This is a genomic window from Cellulomonas hominis (genome assembly GCF_005239125.1).
Lineage (GTDB): Bacteria > Actinomycetota > Actinomycetes > Actinomycetales > Cellulomonadaceae > Cellulomonas > Cellulomonas hominis_A.
The window spans coordinates 64,244-87,888 of record NZ_SZYE01000001.1 but is presented as its reverse complement, the minus strand read 5'-3'; the positions used below and the strand labels follow the sequence as shown (position 1 = coordinate 87,888).

General features: G+C 76.3%; 22 protein-coding genes and 1 riboswitch. Of the genes, 6 read left to right on the top strand and 16 right to left on the bottom strand.

Annotated features, from left to right (window positions below):
• Positions 1–73 precede the first annotated feature (73 nt).
• A complete protein-coding gene (locus FA014_RS00425) occupies positions 74–1,000 on the top strand; it encodes a LysR family transcriptional regulator (RefSeq protein WP_154727739.1) in 927 nt (308 codons plus the stop codon).
• Here FA014_RS00425 and FA014_RS00420 read toward each other — a convergent pair.
• The 6 genes from FA014_RS00420 to gcvP form a co-directional block, all read right to left on the bottom strand.
• On the bottom strand, positions 997–1,227 hold the full coding sequence (locus FA014_RS00420) for a helix-turn-helix domain-containing protein (protein ID WP_154727738.1): 231 nt from the start codon (positions 1,225–1,227) through the stop codon (positions 997–999). The two genes, FA014_RS00425 and FA014_RS00420, sit on opposite strands and share 4 nt — an antisense overlap.
• Positions 1,227–1,838: a hypothetical protein gene (locus FA014_RS00415; RefSeq protein WP_154727737.1), complete on the bottom strand. Its 612-nt coding sequence runs from the start codon at positions 1,836–1,838 to the stop codon at positions 1,227–1,229. The genes FA014_RS00420 and FA014_RS00415 overlap by 1 nt, the downstream gene beginning before the upstream one ends.
• A 166-nt stretch (positions 1,839–2,004) precedes the next feature.
• The gene (locus tag FA014_RS00410) at positions 2,005–2,244 is read right to left on the bottom strand and encodes a helix-turn-helix domain-containing protein (RefSeq protein ID WP_154727746.1); all 240 of its coding nucleotides are present in this window, start codon (positions 2,242–2,244) and stop codon (positions 2,005–2,007) included.
• Positions 2,245–2,493: 249 nt separating this feature from the next.
• A complete protein-coding gene (gene gcvH, locus FA014_RS00405; protein ID WP_154727736.1) occupies positions 2,494–2,865 on the bottom strand; it encodes a glycine cleavage system protein GcvH in 372 nt (123 codons plus the stop codon).
• Between the two features lie 69 nt (positions 2,866–2,934).
• Positions 2,935–4,110, bottom strand: a complete 1,176-nt coding sequence (gcvT, locus tag FA014_RS00400; protein WP_268865872.1) for a glycine cleavage system aminomethyltransferase GcvT — start codon at positions 4,108–4,110, stop codon at positions 2,935–2,937.
• The gene (gene gcvP / locus FA014_RS00395; protein WP_154727735.1) at positions 4,107–7,133 is read right to left on the bottom strand and encodes an aminomethyl-transferring glycine dehydrogenase; all 3,027 of its coding nucleotides are present in this window, start codon (positions 7,131–7,133) and stop codon (positions 4,107–4,109) included. Before gcvP ends, gcvT begins: the two co-directional genes overlap by 4 nt.
• 199 nt (positions 7,134–7,332) lie before the next feature.
• Positions 7,333–7,448, bottom strand: a riboswitch (glycine riboswitch).
• Between the two features lie 118 nt (positions 7,449–7,566).
• Between gcvP and FA014_RS00390 the strand changes: the two genes are divergently transcribed.
• On the top strand, positions 7,567–9,582 hold the full coding sequence (locus FA014_RS00390; protein WP_154727734.1) for a DUF4214 domain-containing protein: 2,016 nt from the start codon (positions 7,567–7,569) through the stop codon (positions 9,580–9,582).
• Between the two features lie 7 nt (positions 9,583–9,589).
• On the opposite strand, the gene FA014_RS00385 is transcribed toward FA014_RS00390, so the two are convergent.
• The 6 genes from FA014_RS00385 to FA014_RS00360 form a co-directional block, all read right to left on the bottom strand.
• Positions 9,590–10,129, bottom strand: coding sequence for a hypothetical protein (locus FA014_RS00385; protein ID WP_195969094.1), 540 nt, complete (start codon positions 10,127–10,129; stop codon positions 9,590–9,592).
• Positions 10,126–11,211 (bottom strand): lactate/malate family dehydrogenase, encoded by a 1,086-nt coding sequence (locus FA014_RS00380; RefSeq protein WP_154727732.1) that lies wholly within the window; start codon positions 11,209–11,211, stop codon positions 10,126–10,128. Before FA014_RS00380 ends, FA014_RS00385 begins: the two co-directional genes overlap by 4 nt.
• Positions 11,212–11,368: 157 nt before the next feature.
• A complete protein-coding gene (locus FA014_RS00375) occupies positions 11,369–11,653 on the bottom strand; it encodes a TFIIB-type zinc ribbon-containing protein (RefSeq protein ID WP_154727731.1) in 285 nt (94 codons plus the stop codon).
• 94 nt (positions 11,654–11,747) lie between these two features.
• On the bottom strand, positions 11,748–12,932 hold the full coding sequence (locus tag FA014_RS00370) for a pyridoxal phosphate-dependent aminotransferase (RefSeq protein ID WP_154727730.1): 1,185 nt from the start codon (positions 12,930–12,932) through the stop codon (positions 11,748–11,750).
• Between the two features lie 80 nt (positions 12,933–13,012).
• Positions 13,013–13,528 carry a low molecular weight protein-tyrosine-phosphatase gene (locus FA014_RS00365; RefSeq protein WP_154727744.1) on the bottom strand — a complete coding sequence of 172 codons (516 nt, stop codon included), beginning with the start codon at positions 13,526–13,528 and terminating at the stop codon, positions 13,013–13,015.
• 88 nt (positions 13,529–13,616) lie between these two features.
• Positions 13,617–15,161, bottom strand: coding sequence for a SulP family inorganic anion transporter (locus tag FA014_RS00360; RefSeq protein WP_154727729.1), 1,545 nt, complete (start codon positions 15,159–15,161; stop codon positions 13,617–13,619).
• A 168-nt stretch (positions 15,162–15,329) separates the two neighbouring features.
• On the opposite strand from FA014_RS00360, the gene FA014_RS00355 reads away from it, so the two are divergent.
• Entirely contained in the window at positions 15,330–16,214 is an 885-nt protein-coding gene (locus FA014_RS00355) for an NAD(P)H-binding protein (protein WP_154727728.1), read from the top strand.
• 217 nt (positions 16,215–16,431) lie between these two features.
• On the opposite strand, the gene map is transcribed toward FA014_RS00355, so the two are convergent.
• The 3 genes from map to FA014_RS00340 are packed head-to-tail and all read right to left on the bottom strand — an operon-like array spanning position 16,432 to position 18,689.
• Positions 16,432–17,202: a type I methionyl aminopeptidase gene (map, locus tag FA014_RS00350; RefSeq protein WP_154727727.1), complete on the bottom strand. Its 771-nt coding sequence runs from the start codon at positions 17,200–17,202 to the stop codon at positions 16,432–16,434.
• A gap of 31 nt (positions 17,203–17,233) precedes the next feature.
• The gene (locus FA014_RS00345) at positions 17,234–17,839 is read right to left on the bottom strand and encodes a TetR/AcrR family transcriptional regulator (RefSeq protein ID WP_154727726.1); all 606 of its coding nucleotides are present in this window, start codon (positions 17,837–17,839) and stop codon (positions 17,234–17,236) included.
• Entirely contained in the window at positions 17,832–18,689 is an 858-nt protein-coding gene (locus tag FA014_RS00340) for an alpha/beta fold hydrolase (protein WP_154727725.1), read from the bottom strand. Before FA014_RS00340 ends, FA014_RS00345 begins: the two co-directional genes overlap by 8 nt.
• A gap of 61 nt (positions 18,690–18,750) precedes the next feature.
• Here FA014_RS00340 and FA014_RS00335 point away from each other — a divergent pair, with 61 nt between their 5' ends.
• Together FA014_RS00335 and FA014_RS00330 are read left to right on the top strand one after the other, a co-directional pair.
• Positions 18,751–19,326: a GNAT family N-acetyltransferase gene (locus FA014_RS00335; RefSeq protein WP_154727724.1), complete on the top strand. Its 576-nt coding sequence runs from the start codon at positions 18,751–18,753 to the stop codon at positions 19,324–19,326.
• A 373-nt stretch (positions 19,327–19,699) separates the two neighbouring features.
• On the top strand, positions 19,700–20,335 hold the full coding sequence (locus FA014_RS00330; protein ID WP_154727723.1) for an NADPH-dependent F420 reductase: 636 nt from the start codon (positions 19,700–19,702) through the stop codon (positions 20,333–20,335).
• A gap of 42 nt (positions 20,336–20,377) precedes the next feature.
• On the opposite strand, the gene FA014_RS00325 is transcribed toward FA014_RS00330, so the two are convergent.
• Positions 20,378–20,773 carry a winged helix-turn-helix domain-containing protein gene (locus FA014_RS00325; protein ID WP_154727722.1) on the bottom strand — a complete coding sequence of 132 codons (396 nt, stop codon included), beginning with the start codon at positions 20,771–20,773 and terminating at the stop codon, positions 20,378–20,380.
• A 271-nt stretch (positions 20,774–21,044) separates the two neighbouring features.
• Between FA014_RS00325 and FA014_RS00320 the strand changes: the two genes are divergently transcribed.
• A complete protein-coding gene (locus tag FA014_RS00320) occupies positions 21,045–23,531 on the top strand; it encodes an Ig-like domain-containing protein (protein WP_154727721.1) in 2,487 nt (828 codons plus the stop codon).
• Positions 23,532–23,645 lie beyond the last annotated feature (114 nt).

Here is a 23,645-nt window from a genome sequence, read left to right as displayed (position 1 = left end):
TCGGTGTACATGCCGAAGTAGCGGCTGGTGGGGTTCACCAGCGCCGCCTTGCTCGGGGCGGTCGGCTGCGCGGGTGCGGCCGGGGTGCTCGGGTTGTCCGGGCGCGGGGTCGTCGGGTTGGCCGCGCAAGCTGCTCGCCGCCGTCGACGCGCACGGGTCGCTGTCGGCCGCCGCCCGCGCCCTCGGGCTCGCCCAGCCCTCGGTCAGCACGGGCCTGCGTCGCCTCGAGCGGCAGACGGGCCTCACCCTGGTCACCCGCGCCGCGTCCGGCACGAGCCTGACCCCCGCCGGCACCGCCCTGCTCGCCCGGGCGCGCGACGTGCTCGCCGCCTCCGACGCCCTGGAGCGGGAGGTCGCGGCCCTACGCACCGCCCGGCAGGGCCGGGTCCAGGTCGCGGCGAGCCTGAGCATCGCGGAGTACCTGGTGCCGGGGTGGCTCGCGTCGCGGCCCGCGGGGTCGGCCCTCGTCGACCTCGTCGTGGCGAACTCCCGGGACGTGGTGGACGCGGTGCTGCACGGCCGCGCGGACCTCGGCTTCGTCGAGGGCCCCGACGTCGCCGACGGCCTGGACGCCCGCTCCGTGGGCGACGACGAGCTGGTCGTCGTCGTGGCGCCCGGCCACCCGTGGGCGCGCCGCCGCCGGCCGGTCACCGCGGCCGAGCTGGCCGGCGCCCCGCTCGCCGTCCGGGAGGCGGGGTCGGGCACCCGCGCGGTGCTGGAGCGCGCGCTCGCCGCCGCCGGCCACCCGCTCTCCGGCTCACCGGCCCAGCTCGGGTCGACGTCCGCGGTGAAGAACGTGGTCCGGGGCGGCGGCGCCGCGGCCGTGCTGTCCCGGCTCACCGTCGCGGACGAGGTCGCCCGCGGCGACCTGGTCCGGGTGCCCGTCGACGGCGTGGACCTGAGCCGCACGCTCCGCATGGTCTGGGCGCGGTCCCGGCAGCCCGCGCCCGCCGCGCGGGACCTCGCCGCGCACGTGGTCCGCGCGACCACCCCGGGCTAGGGCCGCGGGGCGACCACCAGGAGGTCGCCGACCTGGCAGCCGAGCACGTCGCAGACGGCGGTCAGCGTCGAGAACCGGATGGCGCGCGCCCGGTCGTTCTTCAGCACCGACAGGTTCACGACGGTCACGCCGACCAGCTCGGCGAGCCGGGCGAGCGTCATCCCGCGCTCCGCGAGCAGCTCGTCGAGCCGGCAGTGGATCCGGCCCGCGTCGTCCTGGGGCGGCATCAGACGAGGCCCTCGGTGTCGCGCTGCAGCTTCTCGCCCGCGTGGAACGCCGCCGCGAGGGCGCCGACGGCCATCGAGGTGAGGATGGGGGTCCAGGACACCTGGAAGGTGATCTGCTCCGCGAGCGCCCGGTCGGCGACCAGCGCCAGGACCCCGTTGGACGCCAGCACCGAGCAGCCGAACCAGGCGACCCAGCCGCCGGCGATCAGCAGCGACACCGCCGTGATCAGGCGGGTGATCGTGCCGGAGAAGAACTGCCCCGCGAGCATCCGGCGGCACAGCAGCAGGACGCACACCGTGACGCCGATGGTGGCGAGGGGCGGCACGGCGGCCGCGCCGATCGCCGCCAGGTGCGTGGCGATCGGCATGTCGGACACGGTCAGCGTCGCGGAGTCGACGGTGGCCGCGAGCGGGGCGCCGTCGGGGCCCAGCGGCAGCTCCACCGGGGCACCCATCAGCAGCACGTCCACGGGCGCGTCGCTGTTCGGCGCGATCCTGGCCACCGAGGCGATCAGCCCGATCGCCTGCCAGACGATGACCAGTCCGCCCACCACCAGCACGGACAGCAGGTCGGACCGGCTGGTGAACCACGGCGCGCGGGTCGTCGTCATGTCAGCTCCATGCATATCGAGGATCGATGTTATCGATGGACGATATGCCACGAGCCGCGCCCCGTCGACCTCGGCCGGGCGGGACCGGGACGACGCAGGGCCGCGACCCGCCGTGGTGGCGGGTCGCGGCCCCGGGTGCCGGCGCCCCCTGCGCGGGGGCGGGGCGTCAGCGGATGCCGGCGGCCTCGGCCCAGGCGACCGCCTCGGCCCGCGTGGAGACGCCGATCTTGCGGTACACCGACCGCACCTGCGACTTCACGGTGTTGCGCGTGACGAACAGCTTGCGGGCGATGTCCTCGAGAGTGACGTCCTCCGCCAGCTCGGCGAGGACGACCCGCTCACGGGTCGTGAGCGGCTCACCCAGGATGCTGGTGGACGCGGTGGGGGCGATCTCCAGGGTGGCCATCTGGTCCTCCGGTTGCATGTGGCGAGTCCCGGCTGCTGGTGGTCTCCGGCGGCCGTCTACCGGTGTTGATCGGCAAGTGTGGTCGCCGTGATCGCAGTTGGTTTCTCACCCGTTCTGCGGAGGGTCCGGAGGATGCGGGACCTCGGGCCCATGTGCTAGGACCGAAGTCCCTGGTCACCGTGCGGGAAGCGGTCTCCTGAGAGTCCCCTCAGAAACACCCGAACGGGCTAACCGCCGTCCGGGGGAGTCTCAGTCCGTGAGCGTCGCCGCGTACTCCTCGGCGGACAGCAGCGGCCCGGTGCTGGTGACGTCCACCCGGAACAGCCAGCCGGCGCCGTACGGGTCGCCGTTGACGACGGACGGCTCGTCCACCGCCTCCTGGTTCACCTCGACCACGGTGCCGGCCACCGGGGAGTACAGCTCGGACACCGACTTCGTCGACTCCACCTCGCCGACGACCGCGCCCGCCGCGATCTCGCTGCCGACGGTCGGCAGCTCCAGGTAGACGATGTCGCCGAGCGCGTCGGCGGCGTTCTTGGTGATGCCGACGGTGGCGGGCTCCGCGCCGTCGATCCACTCGTGCTCGGCGGTGTACTGCAGGTTCGTGGGGACGTCGCTCATGGGGTGCACTCCGGGGTTCTCGCGAGCGGGACGCTCGGCGGGCGGGGGAAGGGGGGCGGGCGGGCGCGGTCAGGACCGACGGTAGAACGGCAGCGCGACGACGCGGACCGGCTCGCGCCGGCCCCGCACGTCCACGGCCAGTTCCGTGCCCTCGGCGCTGACCTCGGGCGTCACGTAGGCCATCGCGATCGGCGTGCCCAGGGTCGGGGACGGGGCGCCGGAGGTCACCCGGCCGACCGCCACGGCGTCGTCCGCGGTCGAGGTCAGCACCTCGTACCCGTGCCGGGCCGCACGCCGCCCGGAGCCCACCAGGCCGACCAGCACCCGGGACGGGTTCGCGTGCGCCCGGGACGCCAGCGCGGCGCGGCCGACGAACGGCAGCGGCTCGCCGTCGGCGGTCGTCTTGTCCAGGCGCACCACCCGGCCGAGGCCCGCGTCGTGCGGGGCGGTCGTGGTGTCGAGCTCGTTGCCGTACAGCGGCATCCCGGCCTCCAGCCGGAGGCTGTCCCGGGCGGACAGCCCCGCCGGCACCAGGCCGAGCGGGGTGCCGGCGGCGAGCAGGTCGCGCCACAGGCCCGGCGCCGCGTCCGCGGGCACGAACAGCTCGAAGCCGTCCTCCCCGGTGTAGCCGGTGCGGGCGACGAGCGCCTCGACGCCGCCGACCGTCGCCGGGACGCCCGCGTAGTACTTCACGTCGCGGACCGCGTCGGCGTGCGCCGGGTCGGTGAGGCCGACCACGATCTCGGCCGCCCGCGGGCCCTGCACCGCGATCAGCGCCGTCTCCAGGGACCGGTCGGTGAGCGAGGCGTCGAACGGCGCGAGCCGCTCGGCCAGCGCGCCCGCCACGACCGCCACGTTCGACGCGTTCGCGACGACCAGGTACTCCTCGTCGCCGAGCCGGTAGACGATCAGGTCGTCGAGGATGCCGCCGTCCTCCTGGACGACCATCGTGTAGCGGGCACGGCCGACCGCGAGGCCGGAGATGTTCCCGACCAGCGCGTGGTCCAGCCCCGCACCCGCACCGGGGCCGTCGACGTGCAGCTCGCCCATGTGGGACAGGTCGAACAGCCCGGCGGCCGTGCGGACGGCCTGGTGCTCGCCCAGGTCGCCCGCGTAGCGCAGCGGCATCAGCCAGCCGGCGAACGGCGTCATGGTGGCCCCGAGCGCGACGTGCTCCGCGTGCAGCGGGGACAGCACGGCGCCCGACACCTCGTCGGTGGCGGGGGTGGTGGTCGGCTCGGTCACAGCGCGGCTCCCTCGGCGTAGGCCTCGACGGGCGGGCAGGCGCAGACGAGGTTCCGGTCCCCGTGCGCGCCGTCGATCCGCCGGACCGGCGGCCAGTACTTCCCGGCGCGGAGCCCCGCGACCGGGTAGGCCGCGAGCTCGCGGCCGTAGGGCTTGTCCCAGGCGTCCGCGACCAGCGACGCGGCCGTGTGCGGGGCGTTCCGCAGCGGGGACTCGGCGACGGCCCAGCGCCCGGCCGCGACCGCGTCGATCTCCGCCCGGATCGACACCATCGCCTCGACGAACCGGTCCAGCTCGGCGACGTCCTCCGACTCCGTCGGCTCGACCATCAGCGTCCCGGCGACCGGGAACGACAGCGTCGGCGCGTGGAACCCGTAGTCCATGAGCCGCTTGGCGACGTCCTCGGCGGTGACCCCGGTCTCCTTGGTGATCGCGCGCAGGTCGAGGATGCACTCGTGCGCCACCAGGCCCGCGGGCCCGGTGTAGAGCACCGGGAAGTGCGGGGCGAGCCGCGAGGCCAGGTAGTTGGCGGACAGCACCGCGGTCTCGGTGGCGCGGCGCAGGCCGTCGCCGCCCATGAGCGCCACGTAGGCCCAGGAGATCGGCAGGATGCCGGCCGACCCGAACGGCGCGGCGGACACGGCGGGGGCCGCGCCGCCCGCCAGCGCGCCGGTGTCGCCGGTGAACACCGCGTCGGTCGCCGGCAGGTACGGCACCAGGTGCGCCGCGACGCCGATCGGGCCGACGCCCGGGCCGCCGCCCCCGTGCGGGATGCAGAACGTCTTGTGCAGGTTGAGGTGCGAGACGTCGCCGCCGAACTCGCCCGGCCGGGCCAGCCCGACCAGCGCGTTGAGGTTGGCGCCGTCGATGTACACCTGACCGCCGGCGGCGTGCACCAGGTCGCAGACCTCGCGCACGTCCTCCTCGTAGACGCCGTGCGTCGACGGGTAGGTGATCATGATCGCCGCCACGCGGGGGCCGTGCTGCTCGAGCTTCGCCCGCAGGTCGTCGAGCTGCACCGAGCCGTCCTCGGCGGTCGCGACGACGACCACGCGCATGCCGGCGAGCGCGGCGGACGCGGCGTTCGTGCCGTGCGCCGACGCCGGGATGAGGCAGATGTCGCGCACCGGCACGTCCTCGGGCGCGGCGCCGGCGGCGACCGCCTCGGCACGGCGGCCCTCGTGGTACCCGCGGATCGCGAGCAGCCCCGCGAACTCGCCCTGCGAGCCCGCGTTCGGCTGCACCGACACCGCGGCGTAGCCGGTGATCTCGGCGAGCCAGCCCGTCAGGTCGGCGATGAGCTCGGCGTAGCCCGCGGCCTGCTCGGCCGGGACGAACGGGTGCAGACCCGCGAACCCGGGCCAGGAGATGGCCTCCATCTCGACGGTCGCGTTGAGCTTCATCGTGCACGAGCCCAGCGGGATCATCGTGCGGTCCAGCGCGAGGTCCTTGTCGGACAGCGCGCGCAGGTAGCGCAGCATCGCGGTCTCGGACCGGTGCCGGTGGAACACCGGGTGCGTGAGGTAGTCCGAGGTGCGGCGCAGCCCCGCGGGAATCGCCCCCGCGCGCCCCGCACCTTCGCCGAGATGGCGACTCCCGGCTGCGCTCGGCGAGGGGACGGCGTCGGCGAACGCGGCGAGCACGTCGGCCACGTGCGCCTCGGTGGTCACCTCGTCGCAGGTCACCTGGACGTGGTCCTCGTCGGCGGCCCACACGTTGATGCCCCGGGCCGCCGCCGCGGCGACCACGGCGCGCGCCCGGCCCGGGACGACGGCCCGGACGGTGTCGAAGAACTGCGCGTGCTCGACGGCGGTGCCGCCCGCGCGCAGCCCGTCCGCCAGCGCCACGGCCCGCGCGTGCACCCGCTCGGCGATCTCCCGCAGGCCGTCGGGGCCGTGGTAGACCGCGTACATCGAGGCGACGATCGCCAGCAGGGCCTGCGCCGTGCAGATGTTGCTCGTCGCCTTCTCCCGGCGGATGTGCTGCTCGCGGGTCTGCAGCGCGAGCCGGTACGCGGTCGCGCCGTCGGCGTCGACCGACACCCCGACCAGGCGGCCGGGCAGCGAGCGCTCCAGGCCGGTGCGCACGGCCATGTAGGCGGCGTGCGGGCCGCCGTAGAACAGCGGGACCCCGAACCGCTGCGCGGAGCCGACCGCGATGTCCGCGCCCTGCTCCCCCGGCGGGGTGAGCAGCGTCAGCGAGAGCAGGTCGGCGGCGACGGCGACCAGCGCGCCCGCGTCCTTCGCGGCGGCGATCAGCGGGGCGAGGTCGCGGACGGCACCGGACGCACCGGGCGCCTGCAGCACCAGGCCGACGAGCGCCTCGTCGCCGAGGTCGGGCAGGCCGTCGGTGAGGTCCGCGACCCGCACGCCCAGGCCGGCGGCCTCCGCACGGCCCAGGGTGACCGCGAGCGTCTGCGGCAGGCAGTCGGCGTCGAGCACGACCACGCCGGTGCGGCCCTTCGCCGCCCGGTGCATGAGCGCGACGGCCTCGGCGACGGCCGTGGCCTCGTCGAGCAGCGAGGCGTTCGCGACCGGCAGCGCGGTGAGGTCGGCGACGACGGTCTGGAAGTTGAGCAGCGCCTCGAGCCGGCCCTGGGCGATCTCCGGCTGGTACGGGGTGTACGCCGTGTACCAGGCCGGGGACTCGAGCACGTTCCGGCGGATCACCGGCGGCGTCACGGTGTCGTGGTAGCCCAGGCCGATCATCTGGGTCAGCACGGTGTTCTTGCCCGCGATCGTCCGCAGCGCGGCCAGCACCTCCGACTCGCCGCGGGCCTCGGGCAGCGCGAGCGGGCGGTCGGTGCGGATGCTCGCCGGGACGGCGGCGTCGATCAGCGCGTCCAGGGTCGGCCAGCCGTCGCCGACGTGCGCCAGCAGGCCCGCGACGTCGCCCGGGCGGGGCCCGACGTGCCGGTCGGCGAAGCCGCGCGCGGCGTCGGTGCGGTCCGCGGGTGCGGCGGCGCGCGGGGTCCCGGCGGCCGTCGTGCGGGCGTCGGTGGGGAGGTCCTCGAGGTGGGTCACGCGGCTGCTCCGGGCGGTCGGGCGTGCATGGGCGGACGGGCGGGTGGTGCGCGTCTCCCCGCTCTGTCATCCGCCGGCCGCGGGCGTCCGCGGGCGTGCGACCTGAGAGTTTTGCCGGTCCGCCGTGCCCGTGAGGGCCGGGGCGCGCCGGCTTGCACCGTCGGTGGGCCGGCGTGCGCCGGCCGCTTTCCAGAGTTGCCTCGCCACGGCGGTACGGGGGCCTGAGAGATTCCCGGGGAGGGTTGCTCCTTCGGCGCCTCGCGGTCACGGCCGCCCGGGGGCGGTCGCGCGGGAGGGCTCTCCCGCCGCGGTTCGAGCAGCGTGTTGAGTTGTCCAGGTCACAGCGTAACCCTCACGACGGGCGCCCTCCGCGCCGATGGGGTCGGGAGCACGCGCACGTGCGCGACGCCGCCCGGTCCAGGAGGATCCCCGCATGACCGCACAGGTCGCCCGCCCGCGACGCCGCCGCGCCACCGCCGCGCTCGTGACCGCGCTCCTCGGGGTCACCGGGGTCACCGGGTCCGTCGGCGCCGCCGCCGACGAGCCCGACGCCCGCTACGAGGTCGACGGCACCGTCGTCTACGTGGTCTCGGACCCCGTGCCGCACGACGACGGGGAGCACTTCCACGAAGGCTCGGTCACCGAGGCCTACGCGGACGTCGACGGCACGCTCCTCGACCTGTCGGCGGTCCAGGAGCCGGTGGTCGGCACGGAGCACCCGCCGGCGGACGCGCTGGCCGACGGCACCGACGTGGTCGTCACCATCGAGGCCGACCCGGGGCTCGACGCGACCCAGGCGGTCGCGGCGGCCGCGGGCGACGCCGACCTGCGCGCCTCCGTGACCGACGTCGAGCCCGTGCGCACCGCCGACCTCTCCGCGCAGGCCGACCTGGCGGGCGTGCACCAGCTCGTCGTGCTGCCCGTCGTGTGGGCCGCGGGCCAGACCGCCCCCACCGCCGCCCTGCAGGCCGCCGCCGACGGCACGGCCGCGTACTGGGAGCGGCAGAGCGCCGGCCGGGTGGACGTCCAGCAGTCGGTGCGCGCCCCACGGGTCGTGCCGCAGCCCGCCGGCTGCGACGACGCCGCGATCATGAGCGCCGCCCTCGCGGCCAACCCCGGCCTCACGCCGTCGGCGACCACCCACGTCGCCGTCCACTTCCCCGCGATCCCGACCTGCGGGTTCGCCGGCCGTGCCACGATCAACGGGGGGAGCATCTGGCTGAACGGCGCCGCGCAGCCGTACGTGCTCGCGCACGAGCTCGGGCACAACCTCGGCCTCGGGCACGCCAACACCCTCACGTGCACCTCCGGTGGTGCACGCGTGCCGCTGGCCGCGCTCAGCAGCTGCTCCGTCACCGAGTACGGCGACGACGCCGACGTGATGGGCCAGGGCCGGAACGCCACGGACCCGGGCAACATCAGCACGGGCTTCGCCCAGCACCTCGGGTGGGCGACCGTCGCCGACGTCGGCGGTCCCGTCACCTCGGCCACGACGCTCGACCTCGCCCCGCTCGCCGGCACGGCCGCCCTGCGCGGCCTGCGGATCCAGTCGTCCGCCGGACCCGTGTTCGCCGACTACCGCCCGGCGGCCGGGCCCGACGCGCTGCACCGGCCCGCCTGGGCCGGCGTGCAGGCCCACCTGGTCCTGACGGACGCCCGGTTCCGGTTCCCGACGAGCTACCTGCTCGACCTGCAGCCGACCCGCCCGCCGTTCAGCACGCCGCAGCTGCCCGCGGGCGCGTCGTGGGCGGTGCCCGGTGCGGGCGCGGCGCTGCGGACGGACGCCGTCGGGGCGACCGCGCGCGTCACGGTCGTCCCCGACGGCGCGGGCTCGCAGACCCAGCGCTACGTCGCCCGGGTGTACTCGGACCTCTTCGGTCGCCAGCCGGACCCGGTCGGGCTCGCGACGTGGACGCAGGCGCTGGACTCCGGGACCCCGCGGATCGCCGTGGCGAACGCGATCACCTACTCCCCGGAGTACCGGACCCGCCTGATCGCCGACTCCTACGCGACGTTCCTCGGTCGCCAGCCGGACGCGGTCGGCGCCGCGGGATGGCTGCGCGCGATGCAGGCGGGGATGATCATCCAGGAGATGGAGTCCGGGTTCCTCGCGTCGCCCGAGCACTACGCGACCAGCGGCGGGACGGACCCCGCCTGGGTGACCCGCCTCTACCAGCAGGTCCTGCACCGCACGCCCGGCCAGTCCGAGGTCGCGTCCTGGACGACGGCGCTGGCGCGCGGCGCGTCGCGGCAGCAGGTGGCGATGGGCTTCCTGCTGTCGACCGAGCACCTCACCACCGTCGTCGACGGCCACTACGTGCACCTGCTCGGCCGGCACATCGACCCGACCGGCGCCCGCTCCTGGGTCGGGGACATCCAGCGGGGTGCGCGGGTGGAGGCCGTGATCGGCGGCATCATCGCCAGCACGGAGTACTACGGGCGGCTCTGAGGCCCGGTCAGCGCGCCGGCGGCGCGTCCGCGCGCGTCGCCGCGCCGGCGACCTCCGGCAGGGGCAGCACGACGACCGCGGCCGACACCGCGCCCCGGGCGCGGGCGTGCGCCACGACCGCCTCGACGTCGGGCAGCACGCCCTCGACCAGCACCGGCTGACCGGCGGCGACGTCCCCGGCCCAGCGCACGGCGACCCCGGCGGGCGGCGCGAACGGCCCGGCGTCGGGGGGCAGGTGCACCACCGCCGCGGCGCGCACGGCCGGGTCGTCGACCGCCCGCACCGCCACGGCACGCACGGCGGCGAGCCGGCCGACCGTCCGGGCGAGCAGCCGCTGGCGACGCTCGGTCGCGGTGAACGTCACGACGATCAGGCCGACGCCGTCGGCGACGTCACCCGTGCTGAGCGAGTCGAACGAGACACCGCGCGTGGAGAACACGCCGGCCAGCGCGGTGAGCGTGCCGGTGGCGTCGGCGCCGCTCACGAAGGCCACCCAGCGGCGGTCCGGGGCGGCCGCGGCCGTGCCGACCGGTCCGACCGCGGTCACCGGGCCGCCCCCGCGGCGAGCCCCCACGGCGCGAGCATCGCGTCGATCCGCGCGGCCGAGGCGAGCAGGCGACGCGCCTCGTCCGGGGCGGGCTCGTCCAGCAGGACCCGCGTCCACCCCTCGGGTCCGAGCACGACCGGCACCCCGAGCACCCCGCGCAGCGCCGTCCCCGCCACGGCGACCTCGCCGTCCAGCGCCACCTGCCCGGCGACCACGATGTCCCGCCCGTCCAGCACGGTGTCCACCAGGTCGACGGTCGCGTTCGCGGTCGCCGCGGCGGTCTTCGCCCCGCTCTGGTGCGTGAGCCACGGCCGCGCGACGCCGCGCAGGTCCGGCGGCCAGGTCTCGACCAGGTCGAACGCGGCGGCCACGTCGTCGGCCATCAGCCCGGCGAGGTCCCGCTTGGCGTCCTCGATCTCGGCCGCGAACCCGTCCAGGGTCCGTCCGCCGCGCAGGGCCGCGACCGCGCGCCGCCGCTCCTCGACGTCGAGCCCGCTGATCCGGACCGTCGACCACAGCGGCACGAGGTCGTCCCCGTGCTGCCCCGCCACGAACCCGCCGACCCGGTGCCGGCGCACGCCGAGCGAGACGGCGACCTCGCGCCGGAACCGCAGCGTGTCCAGCCACGCGCCCATCCCGATCACCCGGTGCCGGCCCAGCTCGCGGGCCACCACGGCCACGCCGAGCTCGACCGGGTTCGACACCACCACGACCACCTCGTGGCCCGAGCCGTGCCGTGCGATCGCGCGGGCGTAGGACGCGAACACCTCGTGGTTCTCGGCAGCGAGCGCCGCGCGGTCGGCGACGGCACCCGCCCGCGCCGGGGCCGTCCGGCCGGCGGTCAGCACCACGACGTCCGCGACCACGTCCTCCGGGTCCAGGGCGACGTCGATGAGGGGCGCGTGCTCGTCGTAGGCGTCGACGAGGTCGGCCCGCAGCCCGTAGGACGCCCGTCCGGACGCCCCGCCCGGGCGGCCGACGAGCTGCAGCCGCGAGGTGGTCGGCAGCACCCGCCGCTCGATCAGCTGCGCGCACACCTGCCGCCCGACGTCACCCGTCGCTCCCAGCACCGCCACGTCCACGGGGCGACCCTAGGTCACCCGGCGCGCGGCGGGCGCGCGGCCGGCCTCAGTCGAAGTCGAGCAGGTCGCCGAGCCAGGACTCGCGCTTCTTCTTCCTGCCGTACGGGGAGCGGGGGTCGCGGCGGTCGTCGTACCGGCGGTCGTCGCGGTAGCCGCCCTACCGGTACCCGGGCTCGCGGTAGCCGGGGTCCCGGTAGCCACCGTCGTCCCGGTACCCGGGCTCGCGGTAGCCGTCGTAGCCGGGCGGCGGCGGGTAGCCGCCTGGTGCCGCCGCCGGGCCGGCGTCCGCGGCCGCGGGAGCGGGGGTGCCGGCGGCGCGGTCGAGGATCTTGTCCAGCTCGCCGCGGTCCAGCCAGATGCCGCGGCACGACGGGCAGTAGTCGATCTCGACGCCCTGCCGCTCCGCCATGACCAGCTCGGCCCCGTCGGTGGGACACCTCATGTCGACCTCCTCGCCCGTGCGCGGCCCCGCGGACGCGCGTCCTGCCCCGCCCAACGGACGGGCCCGGGGGCCGGTTCCGCGCCGCTGCGGGCGGCTACAGCGTCCGCTGCCAGGCGACGACCCGGTCCACCGCCTCCGCGACCACGTCCGGCGCGGACGCGAACGACAACCGCACCCAGTCGTGGCCGTCGACGGAGTCGAAGTCGGTGCCGGGGGTGAGTGCCACACCGGCCTCGTCGAGCAGCCGGGCGCACCAGGTCCGCGAGTCCAGGCCGGCCGCGGACACGTCGGCGTACACGTAGAACGCGCCGTCGGCGGGCGCGACCCGGGACCAGCCGAGCTCCGGCAGCCGGTCGAGCACCGACCGCCGGGACGCCGCGTACTGCGCGACGTTGGCCTCGGCCGCCGCGTAGCCCTCGGGCGTGAACGCGGCGACGCCGGCGTGCTGGGCGAGCGCCGGCGGGCACAGGGCGACGTTCCCGGCGAGCGCGTCCACCGGCGCCGCCAGGTCCTCGGGGAGCAGCAGCCAGCCGAGCCGCCAGCCGGTCATCGCCCAGAACTTGGAGAACGAGTTGACCACCACGGTCCCGGTGCCCAGGGACGTCGCGGCGGTCGGTGCCCCGGCCGGCCCCGGCTCGGCGGCGACCGCGTCGGGGTAGGTGATGCCGTGGTAGATCTCGTCGGACACCAGCCGGACGCCGTGCTCGGCGCACCACGCGGCCAGGCCGTCGAGCGACGCCCGGTCGATCAGCGTGCCGGTCGGGTTGGCGGGCCCGGCGACCACGAGGCCGTCCACCGGGCGGTCCAGCGCCTCGAGCTGCTCGACCGTCGGCTGGTACCGGGTCTCCGGGCCGCAGGGCAGCTCGACGACCTCGCAGCCCAGCGACGCGAGGATGTTCTTGTACGCGGGGTACCCCGGCCGGGCCAGCGCCACGCGGTCGCCGACGTCGAACGCGGCGAGGAACGCGAGCATGAACCCGCCCGACGACCCGGTGGTCACCGCCACCCGCGCGGGGTCGACGTCGACGCCGTACCAGGACCGGTAGTGCCCCGCGATCGCCGCGCGCAGCGCCGGGCTGCCGAGCGCCTCGGTGTACCCGAGGTCCCCGCCGGCGAGGAGCTGCACGGCGCGCTCGCGCACCACGTCGGAGGCGCCCGTCGACGGCTCGCCGACGCACAGGTTGAGGACCGACTGCCCCGCGGCGCGCCGCGCGTTGGCGGCCGCGACGATGTCCATCACGGCGAACGGGGGCACCTGGGACCGCGCGGAGACCTTCACCCGGCCATCCTGCCCCGGCGGGTGCCCGGCGCGCCCGCTGCGCGTCCGATCCCCGTGCGGCGGTGGGTCCGCCCCGCGGGTCAGGCCCGGGCGGCGTCCCGGTCCGAGAGGGCCGCACGGACCGCGTCGACCACGCCGTCCGCCGCCGCCTCGATCTCGTCGAGGCAGTGCTCGAAGTTCTCCGGCCCCCCGTACCAGGGGTCGTCCACGTCGAGCAGGTGCTCGTCGCGCGGGTCGGCGACCCGCGGCGCCGCGGGGTCGAACGTCCGGAACATCACCACGCGCCCGGCGACGTCGGCGTCGCCGTCGGCGATCCGGCGCAGCGCCCGCGCGTGCGACGCCGTCATCGCCAGCACCAGGTCCCGGTCGGCCAGGTCGGCCGCGCGCACCTGGCGCGCCTCCCGCCGCGGGACGTCGTAGCCGCGCGCGGCGAGGGCCGCCCGGGCCCGCCGGTCGACGGGGTTGCCGTGCTCCTCGTCGCTGACCCCGGTCGAGTCGACGACCACCCGGTCGCCGAGCCCGGCGTCGGCCAGCCGGGCGCGCAGCACCACCTCGGCCATCGGGGACCGGCAGATGTTGCCGGTGCACACCGTCATCACGCGGTAGGGGTCGTCCGTCACGCCGGGTCCTCCCAGGGGGTCGTCGGGTCCGGCACCCATCCTGGCACCCGCGGCGCCGGGACCCTCAGCGCCCGCCGCCCAGCGCCTCCGCCAGCCGCCCGAGCCGCCGCGCGCTGTCCTCGTTCAGCCCCACCACCTCGGCCGTCTTCCCCTTCGCGGCGTACTTCGTGGTGATCGCGTCCAGCGTCGCCGCCGTCGAGGCGTCCCAGACGTGCGCGTCCGCGAGGTCGATCACGACCCGCGCCGGGTCGCCGTCGTAGTCGAACTGGTAGACGAGGTCGTTGGACGACGCGAAGAACAGCGCGCCGGACACGGCGTACCGGCGGACACCCGGGTCCTCGCCGGTGTCCAGCCGGGTCACGGTGGTCAGGTGCGCGACCCGGCGCGCGAACAGCAGCGTGGCGACGAGGACGCCCGCCACGACGCCGTACGCCAGGTTGTGCGTGGCGACCGTGATCGCGACGGTCACCAGCATCACCGCGGTCTCGCTCAGCGGCATCCGGCGCAGGGTCGCCGGCCGGACCGAGTGCCAGTCGAACGTCGCGACGCAGACCATCACCATGACCGCCACCAGCGCGGCCATCGGGATCGCGCCGACGACGTCGCCGAGCACCACGACCAGCACGAGCAGGAACGCGCCGGCCAGGAAGGTCGAGATCCGGGTGCGCGCGCCCGAGACCTTCACGTTGATCATCGTCTGGCCGATCATCGCGCAGCCGCCCATGCCGCCGAACAGCCCGGACAGCACGTTCGCGGCGCCCTGGCCCCACGCCTCGCGGGTCTTGTCGGAGTGCGTGTCGGTGACGTCGTCGACGAGCTTCGCGGTCATCAGCGACTCGAGCAGCCCGACCAGGGCCAGCCCGGCGGCGTACGGCGCGATGATCCGCAGGGTCTCGAGGCTCAGCGGCACGTCCGGCAGCACCAGCGAGGGCAGGCTGTCCGGCAGCGCGCCCTGGTCGCGGACCCGCGGCACGGCCAGGCCCGCCGCGACGGTCACGACGGTCAGCAGCACGATCGCCACGAGGGGGGCGGGCACGACGCCGGTCAGCCGCGGGAACAGGGCGATGATCGCGATGCCCGCCACGACCAGCGGGTACACCACCCACGGCACGTCGACCAGGTGCGGCAGCTGCGCGAGGAGGACCAGGATCGCGAGCGCGTTGACGAACCCGACCATGACCGACCGCGGGATGAACCGCATCAGCCGCGCCACCCCGAGCAGCCCCAGCGCGACCTGGATCACGCCGCCGAGGACCACGGTCGCCAGCAGGTACTCGACCCCGTGGTCGCGCACGACCGGGGCGACCACCAGGGCGACGGCACCCGTCGCGGCCGAGATCATCGCCGGGCGCCCGCCCAGGAACGCGAGCGTCACCGCCATGACGAAGGACGAGAACAGCCCCACCCGCGGGTCGACGCCGGCGACGATGGAGAACGAGATGGCCTCGGGGATCAGGGCGAGGGCCACCACGAGGCCGGCGAGCACCTCCGTGCGCAGGCGCGCGGGCGACCGCAGGGCCGAGCGGACCGACCACGAGGTGTCCGCCTCGGGGACGGCGGGGTGCGCGGGAGCGGGCTGCGCCGGGGCGGGCTGGGGGGTCGCGGGCACGCGGGATCCGTTCCGGGTCGAGGGGGAGGCAGACGGATCGTACTCTCACGTCGCGTGAGGGTTGCCCCCCGGGCGACCCGGTCCCGTCGCCGCCGCGCCGCGGCCCCGCTACCGTCGCTGCCACCCGGGGCGCGCGCCCGCGGGGCCCGACCGGTACGGAGGAGACGCGTGGACGACGACCTGATCGTGGTGACGGGCGCCTCGGGCCGGGTCGGGCGGCGGCTCGCCGTCCGGCTGGCGGCGGAGGGGGCGCACCAGCGGGTCGTGGTCCGCTCGGCGGACCGCGCGCCCGCGCTCCCGGGCACGGAGACCGAGGTCGCGCTGAGCCCGGGCTACCTCGACGTCGCGTCGATGCGGGCGGCGTTCGCGGGCGCCCGCACGGTGTTCCTGGTGTCCGGGCGCGAGTCCGCCGACCGGGTCACCGAGCACCGGGCCGCGGTGGACGCGGCCGTGGACGCCGGCGTCGAGCGGGTCGTCTACCTGTCGTTCATGGGCGCCGCGCCGGACGCGACGTTCACGTTCGCCCGCGACCACTGGGCCACCGAGGAGCACATCCGCGCGTCCGGGCTCCGGTTCACGTTCCTGCGGGACTGCCTGTACCACGACGCGATCGTGCGGTTCGTGGGCGAGGACGGCGTGATCCGCGGGCCGGCGGGCGACGGCCTGGTCGCGGCCGTCGCGCACGACGACGTCGCGGACGTGGCGACGGCCGTGCTGCTCGACGAGCGCGACGGGGCGCACGACGGCGCCGCCTACGACGTGACGGGCCCGAGCGGCTACACGCTCGCGGAGGCCGCGCAGGTGCTGTCCGCGGCGACCGGCCGGGACATCGCGTACCACCCGGAGACGGTCGAGGAGGCCTACGCCTCCCGGGCGGTCTACGCCGCAGAGCCGTGGGAGGTGGCCGGCTGGGTGTCGTCCTACGCCGCCATCGCCGCGGGCGAGCTCGCGGCCCCGTCGCCGGTGGTGCGCCGGCTCGCGGGCCGGCCGGCGCAGTCGCTCCAGGAGTGGCTGACGCTCAACCCGCAGGAGTGGGCGCACCTGCGCGCGTGACGCCCCGCGGCGCGTGCGGCGGAGAGGCGGGGGCGGCGCCCGACCTCCCCCGAGCGTGCGCCGCCCCCGCCCGTCCAGGCGTCCGCGCGACCGCGACGGGCGTCCGGCTCACGCTCGCCGACCGGGCTGGCCGGGGAGCGTCCCCGGGGTGAACGCGGGGCGTCGGTCGCGCGTCGGTCGCGGGTCGGGCGCGCCGACCGGGGCCGGGCGCGGCGGGTCAGCCCCTGCGCGCCGTGAGGACCAGCGGCCCGTCGGGCGTGATCGCCACCGTGTGCTCCGCGTGCGCGGCGCGCGACCCGTCGGCGGTGCGGATCGTCCAGCCGTCCGGGTCGATGACGTAGCCGTCGCCGCCGGCCATGAACCACGGCTCGATCGCGATGACCAGGCCCGCCTTGAGCTTGAGCCCGGTGCCGCGTCGGCCGAGGTTCGGCACGTGCGGCTCCTCGTGCATGGTGCGCCCGACGCCGTGGCCGCCGAAGTCGGCGTTGATCCCGAGCCCGGCGGCGCGCCCCACCTCGCCGATCGCCGCGGAGATGTCGCCCATCCGGTTGCCCGGGCGGGCCTGCGCGATGCCGGCCGCGAGCGCCTCCTCGGTGACCCGGATGAGCCGCTGCGACTCCGGGTCCGGGGTGCCGACCTGGAAGGTCAGGGCCGAGTCGGCGACCCAGCCGTTCACCTGGGCCGCGAAGTCGATGCTCAGGACGTCCCCGTCCGCGAGCACCTGCTCCGACGGCAGCCCGTGCAGCGCCGCGTCGTTGACGCTGGTGCACAGCACGCCGGGGTACGGCATCGCACCGAACGACGGGTGGTAGCCGAGGTAGACCGAGTGCGCGCCGGCGTCGTCGATCAGCCGGTGCGCGTGCGCGTCGAGCTCCTTCAGGGTCGTGCCCACCCGGGCGACGTCCTGCAGGCTGCTCAGCACGCGGGCCACGAAGGCGCCCGCCGCCCGCATCGCCTCGATCTCGCGGGGTGTCTTCAGGTCGGCCACGGGCCCACCCTAGACGCGCGTGCGGCGCGGTTCAGCCGGTCGCGCCCGCCGTCCCGGCCGCCAGCGCCGCCACGCCGGCGACCAGCATCCCGACCAGCACGTCGAAGCTGCGGTCCCGGTCCCGCGCCATCCGGAACCCGCCGCCGAGCTCGAGGGCCACGAAGCCGTGCACCCCGGCCCGCACGGCGCGCACCGCGTCGACCGACCGTTCCTCGGGCAGGTCGAACCCGCGCAGCGCCGCGGCGATCACCTCGACGGTGCGCGCGCCCGCGGCGGCGAGCGGCGCCGCCTCCGGGTCGTCCGGGTCCGGCGCGACCTGCACGGCCGCGTACCGGCCGGGGTGCGCGTGCGCGTAGTCGCGCATCGCGTGCGCCAGCGCCCGGACCGCGTCGGGCCCGGACCGCCCGACCGTGCTGTCGACCAGCCGCGCCGTGAGGTCCTGCACCGTCAGGACCGCGACCTCGCGCCGCAGCGCGGCGAGCGAGCCCACGTGCTTGTACAGGCTCGGCGTCGCCACCCCCGCCTCGGCCGCGACCTTGGCGAGGGTCAGGTCGGCGAACCCGGTGGGCCCGCCGGCGTCCACCAGGTCGAGCGCGATCCGGACGACGGCCTCGCGGGACAGCCCGGCCCTAGGCACCGGGCACCGCGTCCACCGGCGCGACGTCGGCGAGCAGGCCGAGCACCGCCGCCGCGACCACCTCGGGCGCCTGGTGCTGCGGGTAGTGCCCGGCGTCCTCGACCAGCAGCGCCCGGGCGCCGATCGCGTCCCGCACCCACGCCAGCTCGGCGGCGGGGTCCGGCCAGTCGGGGTCGAGCGCGCCGACGACCGCGAGGGCCGGCGCGTGGATGCGCGGCACCCGCGCCTCGACGGGTGCGTGCGTGAGCGCGAGCGTCAGGTGCCGGAACGCGCGCAGGTACCCGGGGCGGCGCAGGGCGGCCCGGATCGCGTCGGTGTGCGCGGCGAGCCGCGGCGAGCGGGTGCCCCTGTTGAGCGAGCGGTAGTACGCGGCCCACACGGCGGCCCCCCACGGCCCGGAGAACAGCACGCGGTACGCGACGGGCAGCAGCGCGCGCACCGCGGCCGGCTGCGCCGGGTCGCGCAGGAAGGGGGCCAGCAGGACCAGCCCGCGGACCAGCTCCGGACGGTCGGCAGCGACCACGGCCGCCGCGGACGACCCCATCGAGCTCCCGACCAGGACCGCCGGCCCGGCGTCCAGGTGCTCGACGAGCGCGGCGACGTCCCCCGCGGTCGCCTCGTCGCCGTGCGTGGTGAAGCCGGCGTCGGAGTCGCCGTGGCCGCGCAGGTCGGTGGTGACGACCCGGTACCCCGCGCCGAGCAGGGCGGCGCGGAGCTCGTCGTAGGTGGAGCGCAGGTCCCCCATCCCGGGGACCATGACGACGAGCGGGCCGGTGCCGGCGTCGTCGTACGCGACCCGTCCCTCCGGCCGCGGCAGGTGCAGCGTGCGTCGTGCGTCGATGTTGTACATAGCCCACAGGCTAATGCCATTAGCCTTCGTCGGCAAGGGGCGCGTCTGGGATGCTCCTCGGGTGCTGCACGACCTCGCCCTCGAGGGCCACGGAACCCGCCTCGTCCCGCTCGACCTCCCGCACGCCGAGGCGCTCGCCGCGTTCGTCGACGCGCAGGTCTGGGCCGGGATGTCGTCCGCGCTGCCGGAGGGCGTGGCCGCCTGGCGGGAGGAGATCACGGCCGCCCGCGAGGCGCCGGGCCGGCTCGCCCTCGCCGCGCTCGACGCGGCGACGGGCGAGGTCCGCGGCAGCACGTCGTTCTACGACTGGGAGCCGCGCGTCCGGCGGGTCGAGATCGGCCACACCTTCTTCGCCCCGCGCTGGTGGGGCACCTCGAACAACCCGGCGTGCAAGCTCCTGATGCTGGAGCACGCGTTCGGGACCTGGGACTGCGCGCGGGTCGCGCTGCGGGCCGACACCCGGAACAGCCGCTCCGTCGCGGCCATCACCCGGCTCGGCGCCGTCCCCGAGGGGGTGCTGCGGAACCACCGGCTCGCGCCCGACGGCACCCGGGGCGACACCGCCTACTTCTCGATCCTCCCGGCCGAGTGGCCGGGGGTGCGCGCGGGCCTGCTCGCGCGGCTCGGGTCCGCCTGACCCCGCGGCGCGCGGAGGCGCCCGTGCCCGGGCAGGGAACAGCCCGTGGGCCGGGCCCCCTGCTGGAGGGCCCTGCCGCGAAGGACGAGGTCGCGGCTCCCACGGGCTGCGGTGACTGCGGGGATTCGCCCGTCGCGGCCGCCGGTCGTCCCGGCGGGGCGGCGAACGGATCGCAATCCGTCCGAACTCTGCTGTCCGCGACTAGCGGGCAGTCACCTCACTCGTCCAAGAAGACGTCATGTCTCGGACCACCTCCTTCCCGTGTGCCTCGACCGTACGTCCGCACCGGTGGGCCGGCCAACGGATTTTCCCCACGGCGGAACCGGCTGCGCTGACCAGGAACAACGGGGGCGCCCAGCCCGTTGCCCCCGTCATGACCACGATCGGATTCATCGGCGCCGGCCACATCGGCGGCGCCCTCGCGCGCCTGGCCGTCCAGCACGGGCAGTCGCCCGTCGTCAGCAACTCCCGCGGCCCGCACACCCTGGTCGACCTGGTGGCCGAGCTCGGCGACGGCGCGCGCGCCGGCACCGCGGACGAGGCCGCGACGGACGGGGACGTCGTCGTCGTCACCGTGCCGTTCCACGCGTACCAGCAGGTCCCCGCCGCGCCGCTCGCCGGCAAGGTCGTCATCGACACCAACAACTACTACTGGGAGCGCGACGGCCACGTCGCCGCTCTGGACGACGGCTCCACCACCAGCTCCGAGCTGCTCGCCGACCACCTGGGCGATGCCCGCGTCGTCAAGGCGTTCAACCACATCACCGCCGCCGACCTCGGCTCGAAGGGCACCCCGGCGGGCACCCCCGGCCGGCGGGCGCTGGCCATCGCCGGCGACGACGCGGACGCCAAGGCCGTCGTCACCCGGCTGATCGACCGGTGGGGCTTCGACGTCGTGGACGCCGGCCCGCTGTCCGAGGGCTGGCGCTTCCAGCGGGACACCCCCGCGTACGGCGCCGAGCTCGACGCCGAGGGGCTGCGCGCGGCGCTCGCCGCGGCCACCCGCTGACCCGACCGCCCCGCGCCCGGTCCGGCGCGGCGGCCCCGCGGCTCAGCCCGTGGTGCCGTCGCGCTGGTCCGGGACCCGGACCTCCGGCGCCAGCCGGTACCCCAGGCCGCGCACGGTGCTGATCGCCGTCCGGTCGCCCGACCCCTCGGCGAGCTTCCGGCGCAGGTTCGCCATGTGCACCTCGATGCTGCGCCGGTCCGCGTCGGTGGGCGTCGGCACCGCGTGCGGTCCGTGCACCGCGACCGCCACGGCGAGCTCGTCCTTCGACACCGGCTGCCCCGCGCGCTCCGCGAGCGCCACCAGGATCTCGAACTCGCTGCGGGTGAGCGGGACCTGCCGGTCCGCGACGCGCACGCACCGCGCGGGCACCTCGACCACGAGGTCCCCGCGCACCAGCACCCGGCCGTCGTCGAGGCCGGAGTCGTCTCCGATCGCCATCGGCTCACGGTACGTCGCACGCCTCGCGGGCGCGCGGGCAGGCTCCTCGCCGCCGGTCGGGACGGGGCGTGGGTGCCAGCACCCAGTCGCGCGAGCGCGACCCTCAGTTCCCCTGGAGCCGTGCCCGGAGCCGCCGATGAGGCCCCCGTTCCGCACGAGCACGGGGGTCGCCCCCGTCCGACAGGGGGAGAACCCAGTGCACACTTCGCGCACGCGATCAGGGCGCCTGCGACGTCCCGTCGCCCTCGCGACCGCCGCGGTCGTCGCGGCGATGCTGATCCCGGCAGGCGCCGCGTCCGCCGACGAGGGCGTCACCGACCCGAACACCGTCACCGACACGCAGCCCGTCACCGACACGGACCCGCAGCCGGACCCGCAGCCGGAGCCCCAGCCGGCCGACCCGCAGCCGGAGCCGGTCACGGACCCGCAGCCGGAGCCTCAGCCGGCGGACCCGCAGGACCAGGGGTCGACGACGCCGGCCACGACCACGCCGGTCGAGGAGCAGGGCACCACGCCGACGCCCGACGCCCCGGCGCAGGGGGACGCGTCCGGCACCGACGTCCCCTCCGGCACCGACACCGGCACGACCCCGGTCACCGAGCAGCCCCCGACCGGCTCGACGACGCCCGACCAGGACGTCCCGGACGCCGGCGACGGCTCGGGCTCCGGCTCCGGCTCCGGCGACACGGGCCCGTCGTTCTCCGCCGACGGCTTCCGCGTGTCGGGCTACTCGCTCGACCAGCAGGGCAACCGCGTCTCCGTCGTCGGGCAGCCGCTGACCCTCGAGCGCACGGAGCCGGCACCCGCCGGCACGCGGTACGAGTGGGACTGGCGCACGGCCGGGGGGTGGCGCGGGAACGCCGCCGAGTTCGTCCCGACCTCCGCCGACGTCGGCAAGCAGCTCGTGCTCACCGTCATCGCCTACGCCGACGACGCGTACCACTCCGTCTTCACCGAGACCCTGGGCGTCGTGCTCGCCGAGGCGCCCGCCTCCGGCCCCGTCAACCCGGGCCCGACCACGCCCGGCGACGGCGACCCGGGCACCGACGGCCCGGTGATCCACGCGAGCGACTTCACCTTCGGCGGGTTCCTCCTCGACGCCGAGGAGTACCAGTACGCCGTCGTCGGCCGCACCCTGTCCGCCACGCCCGGACCGGGCTGGGCCGGTCCCGACCTCGACTACGACTGGTACGTCGGGAAGACCAAGGTCTCCGACGCGTCCACCTACGTCCCGCAGCCCGAGGACGTCGGGCACGGGGCCATCACCGTGGAGATCTACCCCGAGATCGACGGGGAGCCGACCGGCGAGGGCATCATGCAGACGCTCGCCGACTACACCGTCGCGGACCCGGACGCGCCCGTCGAGCTCCAGCCGATGCCCGAGGGCTCGCTGCGGATCGACTCCGGCAACGGCTACCAGCTGACCTACGGCCGGACCTACACGGCCAGCCCGACCGGCTTCGCCCCGGGCGCCGAGTACGTCGTGCGCTGGACCATCGACGGCGTCCAGGTCGGCGAGGGCTGGACGTTCACCCCGTCCGCCGGCCAGATCGGCCGGTTCGTCGAGCTGCGGTACGAGGTGCGCGCCGCGGGCTACCAGGAGCTCGTGGACTCCCGCTCCGCCGGCTTCGTCCAGGCGAAGCCCACGGTCACCGTGTCCGCCCCGACCATCACGGCGGGCTCCACCGCGAAGGTGACGGTCTCGGTCACCGGCCCCGCCAAGGGCCCCGAGGTCACCGGCCCGGTCGACCTGCTCGTGGTCGGCGACGGCCTGTCCCTCCCGCTCAGCGGCCAGTGGCTGGAGAACGGCGTCGTGACCTACTCGGTCCCGGACCTCGGTGCCGGCAGCTACGAGCTCACGGCGACCTACGCGGGCGACATGATCTGGGCGCGCTCCGTCTCGATCCTGGGCGCCTCGTCCGGGGGGTACACGTCCGCGCAGGCCGAGGGCACCCTGACGGTGCGCCCGGCCGCCGCCACGGTCTCCGCGCCGGCGACGCTCCAGGTCCCGGTCGCGATGCGCACCGCCTTCGACGCCACGGTCTCGGTCCCCGGCGGCGAGGTCCCGGGCACCTGGATCCTCCGCGAGGGCGGCACCGTCCTGAGCCACGGCACGACCCACGACGGCCGGTTCGCCGTCACAGTGCCGGTGTTGGCCGCGGGCACGCACACCCTCGTCCTCGAGGTGCCCGCCACCGCGTGGTCGACCGCCGGTTCCACGACCGTCACGGTCACCGTCGTCGGCGAGCCCGTCCGGACCGGCACCACGCCGTCCGCGCAGCTCGACACCCCGAAGGCCGCCACCGCCCCGGGGCAGCAGATGGAGCTCGTCGCCGAGGGCTTCCAGCCCGGGGAGACGGTCGCGTTCTACCTGCACTCCGAGCCGGTGTTCCTGGGGACCGCGGTCGCCGACGCCAACGGCGTCGCCCGGCTGATGGCCACCGTCCCCGCCGACGTCCCGACGGGCGCGCACACGGTGTTCGCCACCGGCGGTACGACCGCCCGCTGGGCGACCCTCGCGGTGCAGCTGGCCGTGCCGGTGCCCTCGGTGGTCACCCCGGTGGCCGCCCCCGTGGCCGCTCCGGTGGCCGCCCCGGTCGCGGCGGCCCCGGCGGCCGTCACGCCGGTGGCGACCCGCGCCGGTGAGCTCGCGGTGACGGGTTCCGAGGGCGGCGCCCTCGGCGTGGCCGCGGCGCTCCTCCTCGGGCTCGGCGGCGCCCTGGTGCTCGCCACCCGCCGGCTGCGCGCCACGCGCTGACGCCGCATCGACGGCCCCTCGACCCGCGGATCGGGTCGGGGGGCCGTCGTCGTGCCGGGCACCCGGCTCGTCGCCACCCGATCGTCGCGCCGCACCCCGATCGATCGGGTGGGT